The sequence below is a fragment of the Mesorhizobium sp. M7A.F.Ca.MR.148.00.0.0 genome (assembly GCF_003997735.1).
GTDB lineage: Bacteria > Pseudomonadota > Alphaproteobacteria > Rhizobiales > Rhizobiaceae > Mesorhizobium.
Genome location: NZ_RZTB01000165.1, coordinates 1 through 8830 on the forward strand (window position 1 = coordinate 1; position 8830 = coordinate 8830).

9 protein-coding genes and 1 pseudogene are annotated in these 8830 nt (G+C 64.2%); 7 read left to right on the forward strand and 3 right to left on the reverse strand.

The window, feature by feature from the left end; genetic code table 11:
• A partial coding sequence (locus EOB49_RS31180) for an ABC transporter permease (protein WP_164781871.1) occupies positions 1-749 on the forward strand: 749 nt, incomplete at its 5' end.
• Complete coding sequence (locus EOB49_RS31185) at positions 746-2419, forward strand: dipeptide ABC transporter ATP-binding protein (RefSeq protein WP_127383238.1); 1674 nt, start codon at positions 746-748, stop codon at positions 2417-2419. The genes EOB49_RS31180 and EOB49_RS31185, both read left to right, overlap by 4 nt.
• A gap of 20 nt (positions 2420-2439) precedes the next feature.
• Here the strand turns inward: EOB49_RS31185 and EOB49_RS31190 are convergent, their stop codons facing one another.
• Positions 2440-2871 (reverse strand): TerB family tellurite resistance protein, encoded by a 432-nt coding sequence (locus tag EOB49_RS31190; protein ID WP_127383239.1) that lies wholly within the window; start codon positions 2869-2871, stop codon positions 2440-2442.
• Between the two features lie 148 nt (positions 2872-3019).
• Between EOB49_RS31190 and EOB49_RS31195 the strand changes: the two genes are divergently transcribed.
• The 4 genes from EOB49_RS31195 (at position 3020) to EOB49_RS31210 (ending at position 5453) form a co-directional block, all read left to right on the forward strand.
• Entirely contained in the window at positions 3020-3805 is a 786-nt protein-coding gene (locus EOB49_RS31195) for a TSUP family transporter (protein WP_127268807.1), read from the forward strand.
• A 52-nt stretch (positions 3806-3857) separates the two neighbouring features.
• Positions 3858-4028 carry a hypothetical protein gene (locus EOB49_RS31200; RefSeq protein WP_023812274.1) on the forward strand — a complete coding sequence of 57 codons (171 nt, stop codon included), beginning with the start codon at positions 3858-3860 and terminating at the stop codon, positions 4026-4028.
• A gap of 102 nt (positions 4029-4130) precedes the next feature.
• Positions 4131-4961, forward strand: coding sequence for an AraC family transcriptional regulator (locus EOB49_RS31205; RefSeq protein ID WP_127383240.1), 831 nt, complete (start codon positions 4131-4133; stop codon positions 4959-4961).
• Between the two features lie 72 nt (positions 4962-5033).
• On the forward strand, positions 5034-5453 hold the full coding sequence (locus EOB49_RS31210) for a VOC family protein (RefSeq protein WP_127323226.1): 420 nt from the start codon (positions 5034-5036) through the stop codon (positions 5451-5453).
• A gap of 39 nt (positions 5454-5492) precedes the next feature.
• Here EOB49_RS31210 and EOB49_RS31215 read toward each other — a convergent pair.
• Both EOB49_RS31215 and EOB49_RS31220 read right to left on the reverse strand, forming a co-directional pair.
• A pseudogene (locus EOB49_RS31215) lies at positions 5493-6920 on the reverse strand (cobyric acid synthase); the annotation flags it as partial.
• Positions 6920-7534 carry a dimethylsulfonioproprionate lyase family protein gene (locus tag EOB49_RS31220; RefSeq protein ID WP_127320791.1) on the reverse strand — a complete coding sequence of 205 codons (615 nt, stop codon included), beginning with the start codon at positions 7532-7534 and terminating at the stop codon, positions 6920-6922. The pseudogene EOB49_RS31215 and the gene EOB49_RS31220, both read right to left, overlap by 1 nt.
• 136 nt (positions 7535-7670) lie before the next feature.
• Here EOB49_RS31220 and EOB49_RS31225 point away from each other — a divergent pair.
• A partial coding sequence (locus EOB49_RS31225) for an isobutyryl-CoA dehydrogenase (RefSeq protein WP_127383241.1) occupies positions 7671-8830 on the forward strand: 1160 nt, incomplete at its 3' end.

Genomic DNA, 8830 nt, shown 5'->3' on the forward strand with positions numbered 1-8830 from the left:
TCTCTTATGGCTGGACGCCCTACGACGTCACCAAACTGGTGATATCGGACAAGACGCAGGCACCCTCGCTGGCGCACTGGTTCGGCACCGACCATTTCGGCCGCGACATTCTGTCGATGGTCATGGTCGGGGCCCGCAATTCGATTGCCGTGGCGCTGGTCGCGGTCGGCATCGGCATGGGGGTCGGCGTGCCGCTCGGCGCCTTTGCGGCGGCACGCGGCGGCCTCGTCGACGAGGCACTGATGCGGCTGAACGACCTCGTCTTCGCCTTCCCGGCTTTGCTGTCGGCGATCATGATCACCGCCATCTTCGGGCCAGGCGCGATCAACGCCATCATCGCCATCGGCATCTTCAACATCCCGGTCTTTGCCCGTGTCGCCCGCGCCGGCGCGCTGGCGATCTGGCCGCGCGAGTTCATTCTGGCCGCGCGCGCCGCCGGCAAGAGCAGCACGCAGATCACAATCGAACATGTGCTGCCCAACATCGCCACGCTGCTCCTGGTGCAAGGCACCATCCAGTTCGCGCTGGGCATCCTAGCCGAGGCCGGGCTTTCCTATCTCGGCCTTGGCGCGCAACCGCCAATGCCGAGCTGGGGCCGCATGCTGTTCGACGCGCAGACCCGCATGGTGGTGGCGCCATGGATGGCGATCTTTCCGGGCATGGCGATCGTTGTCGCCGTGCTGGGGCTGAACCTCCTGGGCGACGGCATCGCCGACATCCTCGATCCGAAATCGCGGCGGCAGCGATGAGCCTGCTCGACATCGAGAACCTGTCGCTGACCATCGGCGACACGCAGATCCTCAGGGGTGTGGAGCTTTCCATTGCGCCCGGTGAAGTGATGGGGCTGGTCGGCGAATCGGGTTCGGGCAAGTCGATGACCGCGCTGACGGTGATGCAGCTTCTGCCCCATGCCGCGCGCGCCACCGGACGCGTCACATTCGACGGCATCGACATCCTCACGGCGAGCGAGGATCAGATGTGCGCGCTGCGCGGCGACGATATCGGCATGGTCTTCCAGGAGCCGATGACGGCGCTCAATCCGGTCAAGACCATAGGCGAACAGGTTGCCGAAGGCATACGCTGGCACACCAAGGCCAGCCGCGCCGAGGCCGAAGACCGGGCGCGAAAAATGCTCGACCGCGTCGGCTTGCCCTCGGCGAAATTCCCTATGTCGCGCTATCCGCATGAACTGTCCGGCGGCCAGCGCCAGCGCGTCGTCATCGCCATCGCCTGCGCCCTGAAGCCGAAGCTGCTGATCGCCGACGAACCGACGACGGCGCTCGACGTGGTGCTGCAGGCACAGATCCTCGACCTGTTGCGCGACCTCGTCGCCGAAAGCCGCATGGGCCTGCTCCTGATCTCGCACGACCTCGCCGTGGTGACCGAGATGGCGGACCGCATCACTATCCTGCGCCGCGGCGAGGTTATGGAAGCCGGCGACACTGCGCGCACGCTGTCCGAGCAGCTCCATCCCTACACGCGCCAGCTGGCGCAGGCCTCGATGCATGTGCCGGCGCGCGCCAGGCCGCATGACATCGCGACGGGCCAACCTTTGCTTCAGGTCGAAAGCGTGACCCGCGACTATCCCGGCCGACGCACCTCATTGTTCCAGGTCGAAAGCGTGACACGCGACTATCCCGGACGGCGCACCTCATTGTTCAAACGCGCGCCTGGTATCCGCGCTGTCGACGATGTCTCGCTGTCGATGGCGCCGGGTCAGTCAGTGGCGCTGGTCGGCCGCTCCGGTTGCGGCAAGTCAACGCTCGCCCGCATGATCCTGGCGCTGGATCGGCCGACATCGGGTACGATCCGGTTTCACGGCGAGACCGTCACCGGCAAGAGCGAAGCCGAGCTGAAGCCGGCTCGCCGTGACATGCAGGTCGTTTTCCAGGATCCCTACGGATCCTTCGACCCGCGTCAGAAGGTCGAAAAACTGGTCGCCGAACCCCTGCATGTGCTGGAGAAGCAGCCGACACGCACCGAGCGCCGCGAAATGGTGGCGCATGCGCTGCACGAAGTCGGCCTCGGCATCAGCGACATGGACAAATACCCGCATGAATTTTCCGGCGGCCAGCGCCAGCGCCTGTCGATCGCCCGCGCCATCATCACCCGCCCCAAGCTGGTCGTCGCCGACGAGCCGGTCTCGGCGCTCGACGTCTCGATCCGCGCCCAAATCCTCGATTTGTTCGCCGAGCTCAACCAGAAGCTCGGCATCGCCTATCTCTTCATCACCCATGATTTGACCGTCGCCCGCGCCATCACGGACGAGGTGCTGGTCATGCATGACGGCAAGGTCGTCGAGCGCGGCAAGACGAGCGAGGTGCTCGACCACCCGCAGTCCGAGGCTGCCAAGGCGCTTGTCACCGCCGCTCCTGACTTGCACCGGGCAATCGCGAAGCGGCTGCGAGAGCAAGGCTGATCAGGAGAGAAGGCGTCCAATCACTCCTGCGGCTTCACCACATCGACCGGGCTGATGTCGAGCAGGTCGAGCGTGCGGCGCAGAAGGCGCATCTCGCTCTCGGCAAGTTGCGAATCCGCCTTGGCGATCTCCGCCATATGTTTGGCCAATTGCCGGCGCCGCTCGACATCGAGGTCGCGGAACAGTGCAATCGCCTGCGAGCCGTTGGTCTCGTAGCCGAACTCGTTGAGATATTCGATGACGCTGTCGATACTGCTTTCCGCAATGCCGAAGGCGTCCTTGCAGATGCGCCGGAAGACAACCATCTCGCTCTCGCTGACAGACCCGTCGGCCAGGATCATGCGAAACAACATCAGCAGTTCCGCCGACAGGACCGGATCGCCCGCCACCTTGCGCACACCCGGGTCGCCGTCGAATATCTGACGTATCTGGTCCAGCAATGCGAATGCCATCAGGAGCCTCTTTCCGGGTTAACCACACAAATACAAATCCAAGCGCGATGCGCTTGGATAGAGGTAGCGCGGAATCGACCTTGCGCAAACAGGGCGGCCGTGGTCGAACGCCCGATATTTCAGCCGGCCGGACACCGCCATACATCAGATGATCGACCTTAGCATCCAGACCGTCGCCATGCTCGCCTTCGCCGCCTTTGCCGCGGGCTTTGTCGATTCGATCGCCGGCGGCGGCGGGCTGATCACCGTGCCGGCGCTGCTGCTTGCCGGCTTCACGCCGGTCCAGGCGCTCGCCACCAACAAACTGCAAGGCATGTTCGGCTCGGGCTCGGCGACCATCCACTACGCATCGAAGGGTCATGTGGACCTCCGCCGGCAATTGCCGTCGGCGCTTCTGGCCCTTGTCGGAAGCGCCATCGGCGCCTTGCTGGCGACGATCGTGCCGGGTGACATTCTGCGGGCTGCCCTGCCCATCGTGCTGATCGCCATCGCGCTCTACTTCGCGTTCAAGCCCAACATGAACGACATCGATCGCGCCGAGCGGCTGTCGCCCTTCCTATTCGGACTGATCCTGGTACCCGCGATCGGCTTCTACGATGGCCTGTTTGGACCGGGCGCAGGCTCCTTCTACATGCTGGCCTTCGTGGCGCTTGCCGGCTATGGCGTGCTCAAGGCGACGGCGCATACCAAGCTGCTCAACTTCGCCTCCAACATCGGCGGCTTCATCGTCTTCGCGGCCTTCGGCGTCGTCTACTGGAAGATCGGCCTGATGATGGGCGTTGCCCAGTTCATCGGCGCCCGCGTCGGCGCCAGCCTGGCCATGCGCATCGGCGCGAAACTGATCAAGCCGCTGCTGGTGATCGTGTGCCTGGCGCTTGCTGTGAAGCTGCTGGCCGACCCGGCGAACCCGCTGCGGGCCCTGATTGGTGTGTGATCACGCGCCCTGATAGAATGCCGCTGTTCGAATCATGTTGGAGGAGCCACACATGAATCTTAGCGCACCTACGCAGATCGTTTTTATCATTTCCGTTGTTATCGCCATCATCGGCGTACTCGCCGCGCTTGGCGTTCTTGCGTTCATTCCACTCGCATCGGTGTGGATTGTTCTTATTGCTTTCATCGTGCTTGCCGGCGGCTGCCTGATGCGCGGCGCCTGACCATTTCCCTTTAAGTGGGGACGAGGAGCGCCCGGCCAAAAGCCGGGCGCTTTTGATTCCGGCCCTGGGTCTGCTAGATTTGACGTGGCGCAAGGATGGCCGATGCCAGTCGAGATGCAACTCCAGCAAGAGCAGGACCGGTCCGTCGCCGGGCGGGTCGAGATGCGCCGGCGCCTGCCCGATCCTCGACTTCAGGGCATTGTGTCGGACATTTGCGGCTATCGCGAAATGACGCCCGGCCATATGCGCAACGTCGAATACGCGTCCCTCACCGTACCGCTGGTCATCAGCTTCGCCGAACCCTTCGCCATCGGCCTCGGCAAGGCGCCCGGCGACAATGACCGCTTCGCCAGTTTCGCCGCCGGCCTCTTTGCCGGACCGGTGGTGATCGAATCCTTCGGCGGCGCCTGCTGCGTCCAGGTCAACTTCACGCCGCTTGGCGCACGCCGTTTCTTCCGCCTGCCGATGAGCGAACTGGCCGACAGCATGGTCGTCCTCGACGACGTGCTTGGCGCGCAAGGCTTGGCGCTGCGTGAAAAGCTTGGCAACGCGCCGGACTGGACGACGCGTTTCGACATGGCCGAAGCCTTCGTCACCGCCCGTCTCGAGAATGCCGCCGAGACGCCGCTTGAAATCGCCTGGGCCTATGACCGCATCATCGCATCCGGCGGCCGGACCCGCATTGGATCGATCGCCGAAAGGCTGGGCTGGAGCCGCAAGCATCTCGCCGGCAGTTTTTCCAATGCCATCGGCATCGGCCCCAAGACACTGTCGGGTATTGTCCGCTTCAACCGAGCGCTCGGCCTGTCGAGACAACCGACCGTCGACTGGGCCGGCATCGCCGCCGATTGCGGCTATGCCGACCAGGCGCATCTGGTGCGCGAGTTTCGCGACCTCGCCGGCGAAACGCCGACCGCGCTCTCTGTCAGGTAACATTTCTTCAAGACCCTGGAACGGCCTTCGAGCATGGTGGCTTATCGACCAACCCAAGCGAAGGAGGTTCCCATGCCAACCACCACTGAAGCGCCCCGCATCTACCCCGCTTTGCGCTACAAGAACGCGGCAAGAATGATCGACTGGCTGGGCGAGGCTTTCGGCTTCAGCGTCCGTGCCCGCTATGGCGAAGGCGGTGTCGTACACCATGCCGAACTGGTCTTCGGCTCCTCGATGATCATGCTGGGCTCGGTGCGCGACGACGACTACGGCAAGATGGTCGGCGAACCCGGCTCAGGCGGCGGCAAGTCGATCTACATTGCCGTCGACGATGCCGATGCCGCCTATGCCAAGGCCAGGAACGCCGGCGCCACGATCATCCAGGAATTGACCAACCGCGACTATGGCAGCCGCGAGTTCATCTGCCGCGACCCGGAAGGCAACGTCTGGTCCTTCGGCACCTACTGGCCGAAGGCGGGCGAAAAGGCCTGAGCCAACCTCGGGCGCTCTGCGAATTACCGAGCCAGCGCAAAGATCGGCTGCGACCTCGTCCAGCGCCCGCTCGACCTCGGCCCGGTAGTCGATGCCGCCGCCTTTGATGCCGAGGCTTTCGAGGAATCTCCCGCGAAAGCCGTCGGCGCCAAACAGGCCGTGCATATAGGTGCCGATCACCTTGCCGTCGGCCGACACCGCCCCGTCCTCGACACCATTGATGACAGCGGCAGGCCGCAGCGTATCCGGTCCGGTGGTGCGGCCGAGGTGGATTTCGTAGCCTTCGAGCGGCAAGTCGAATTGCACCGAACGGGCGCTGACGTTGCGCACCGTCTTTTCCGGTTCCATCACCGTTTCGACGTCGAGCAGGCCGAGCCCTTCGGCTTCGATGACGCTGCCTTCGATGCCGTCAGGGTCGCGCACTGTGCGGCCGAGCATCTGGAAGCCGCCGCAGATACCAACGACATGGCCGCCGCGCTTGCGATGGGCCAGCAAGTCGCGATCCCAGCCGTTCTCGCGGAATTTCAGCAGATCGCCGATCGTCGACTTGGAGCCCGGAATGACCACCAGCCCGGCATCGGCCGGCAGAGGCTTTCCCGGCGGCACGAACACCACCTCGACCTGCGGTTCGGCCTTGAGCGGGTCGAGATCGTCGAAATTGGCGATGCGGCCAAGCATCGGCACCGCCACCTTCAGCGCGCGTGCCTCGCCGGACGCCAACCGCTCCAGCACCACCGAATCCTCCGAAGGCAGGCGCGCCGCCGCCTTCAGCCACGGCACCACGCCGAAACAGCGCCAACCCGTGAATGTCTCGATCGACTTCAGCCCATCGTCGAACAGCGAAATGTCGCCGCGGAACTTGTTGATGAGATAGCCGACGATCATGCGCCGGTCCTCCTCCGGCAGGATCAGATGCGTGCCGGCGACCGAAGCGATGACGCCGCCGCGATCGATGTCGCCGACCAGCACCACCGGCACGTCGGCGCGCGTGGCAAAGCCCATATTGGCGATGTCGCGGCTGCGCAGGTTGATCTCGGCCGGCGAACCCGCGCCCTCGACGATGACGAGATCGGCGCCCTCGCCGACCTTGCCCCAGGAGTCCAGAACGGCGTCCATCAACTGGCCCTTCATCGCCTGGTAATCACGCGCCCGCGCTTCTCCGAACATTTTGCCCTGCACGATGACCTGTGCGCCGACATCGGTCTGCGGCTTCAGCAGCACCGGGTTCATGTGGACCGAGGGTGCCACGCCGCAAGCGATCGCCTGCAGCCATTGCGCGCGGCCGATCTCGCCGCCGCCAGCTTTGTCGCCGGGAATATCGGCAACGGCGGCGTTGTTCGACATGTTCTGCGGCTTGAACGGCCGCACCTTCAACCCACGCTTCTTTGCCGCGCGGCAGAGGCCGGCGCCCAGCACCGTCTTGCCGACGTCGGAACCCGTGCCTTGCAGCATGATCGCTCTGGCCATCAGTCCCTGCCCTGCGCCAAGGTTCCGGTGATATCGGATTTCTGCGCCAGCGGCCCGCCGCGCCAGATGTACAGCGCCAGCAATGGGTCTTTGCCGGTGCGCATGGCGTGATTGACGTTGGACGCGTGGTGGACGACCTCGCCGGCCGTGCGCATGCAAAAGCCGCTCTCGCCCATGCGCCATTCGGTACCGCCGGTCAGCGGAATGTAGATTTCCTCGGCAATGTGATGGTGGTCGGGATAGACGATATCAGGCCCAAGGATCAGCACGCCGGCGGCGACAGCGTCATTGACGAAGTGGCCTCGGGTGCCGAACACTTCCAGCCAGCCGTATTTATCGATGAACTCTTTTCCGAAATCCGCCTCGCTGTAGGTCTGCCCCCAGCGGAAATCGTTGCGCCGTTCAGCAAGCAGTTGCACCAGCGGCTTGGCATCCGGCGGCGCCAGCTCTGCGGCGCGATCAAGATGACGCAGGCAGTTGAGCGGATGCGGCTCCAGCGTGCGAGCCGGCATGTCCCAGCCAATGCGCGCCACGGCATCGCGCACCAAGGCGTGATCCACGGAGGAAAGGTATGCGCGGAACCGGCCCAGCAGTTCATCGAATTTTGTCGTCACATCTTACTCCGAACATGCATTGATGCACAGCCGCTCCGCAGGGGATCGGGTTGCGCGGCGGCATCATTGGTCTAGATTGGTGCGCGCGCAAAGCCAAAAACGACAGGCCAACAGGTCGAAGATTAGGGAGCACGCCATGGACGCCGCGGTCGATGCGAGCACCAGCCAGTTCGAACTTAACGAGGAGCAGCGCGCCATCCAGGAGATGGCGCAGGCCTTCGCCGCAGACCGTGTCGCGCCAAATGCGCTCGACTGGGACCGTAACAAGCATTTCCCGGCCGATGTGATCCGCGAGACCGGCCCGCTCGGCCTTGGCGGCATCTATATCAGGGACGATGTCGGTGGCTCGGCACTTGGCCGGCTCGACGCCGTGCTGATCTTCGAGGCGCTGTCGCACGCAGATCCGGCTTTTTCATCGTTCATCTCGATCCACAACATGGTGGCCTCGATGATCGACCGTTTCGGCAATGACGAGCAGCGCCAGCGTTTCCTGCCGAAGCTGACCTCTATGGAATGGCTGGCGAGCTACTGCCTGACCGAGCCCGGCTCCGGTTCCGATGCCGCAGCCCTGAAAACGCGCGCGGTGAAGAGCGGCGGCGACTATGTCCTCAACGGCACCAAGCAGTTCATCTCGGGCGCCGGCGACAGCGATGTCTACGCCGTCATGGTGCGCACCGGCACTGAAGGGCCGAAAGGCATTTCGACCATCGTCGTGCCCAGAGATGCGCCAGGCCTCTCCTTCGGCGCCGACGAGCACAAGATGGGCTGGCATATGCAGTCGACCCGCCAGGTCATCTTCGAGGATTGCAAGGTGCCGGCGGAGAACCTTTTGTCCGGCGAAGGTGCGGGTTTCGGCATCGCCATGGCCGGGCTCGACGGCGGCCGTCTGAACATCGCCGCTTGTTCGCTGGGCGGCGCGCAGTCGGCGCTCGACAAGGCGCTTTCCTACACCGCCGAGCGCAAGGCCTTCGGCTCGAAGATCAACCAGTTCCAGGCGCTGCAGTTCAGGCTGGCCGACATGGAGACCGAACTGCAGGCGGCGCGTATTTTCCTCTATGCCGCCGCCGCGAAGCTCGACCGCAAGGCGCCGGACGCCGGCAAATGGTCGGCGATGGCCAAGCGCTTCGTCACCGATACCGGCTTCAATGTCGCCAACGACGCACTGCAGCTGCTCGGCGGCTATGGCTACCTGCACGACTACGGCATCGAGAAGCTGGTGCGGGACCTGCGGGTGCACCAGATCCTCGAAGGCACCAACGAGATCATGCGCGTCATCATCGCGCGGGCATTAATTGG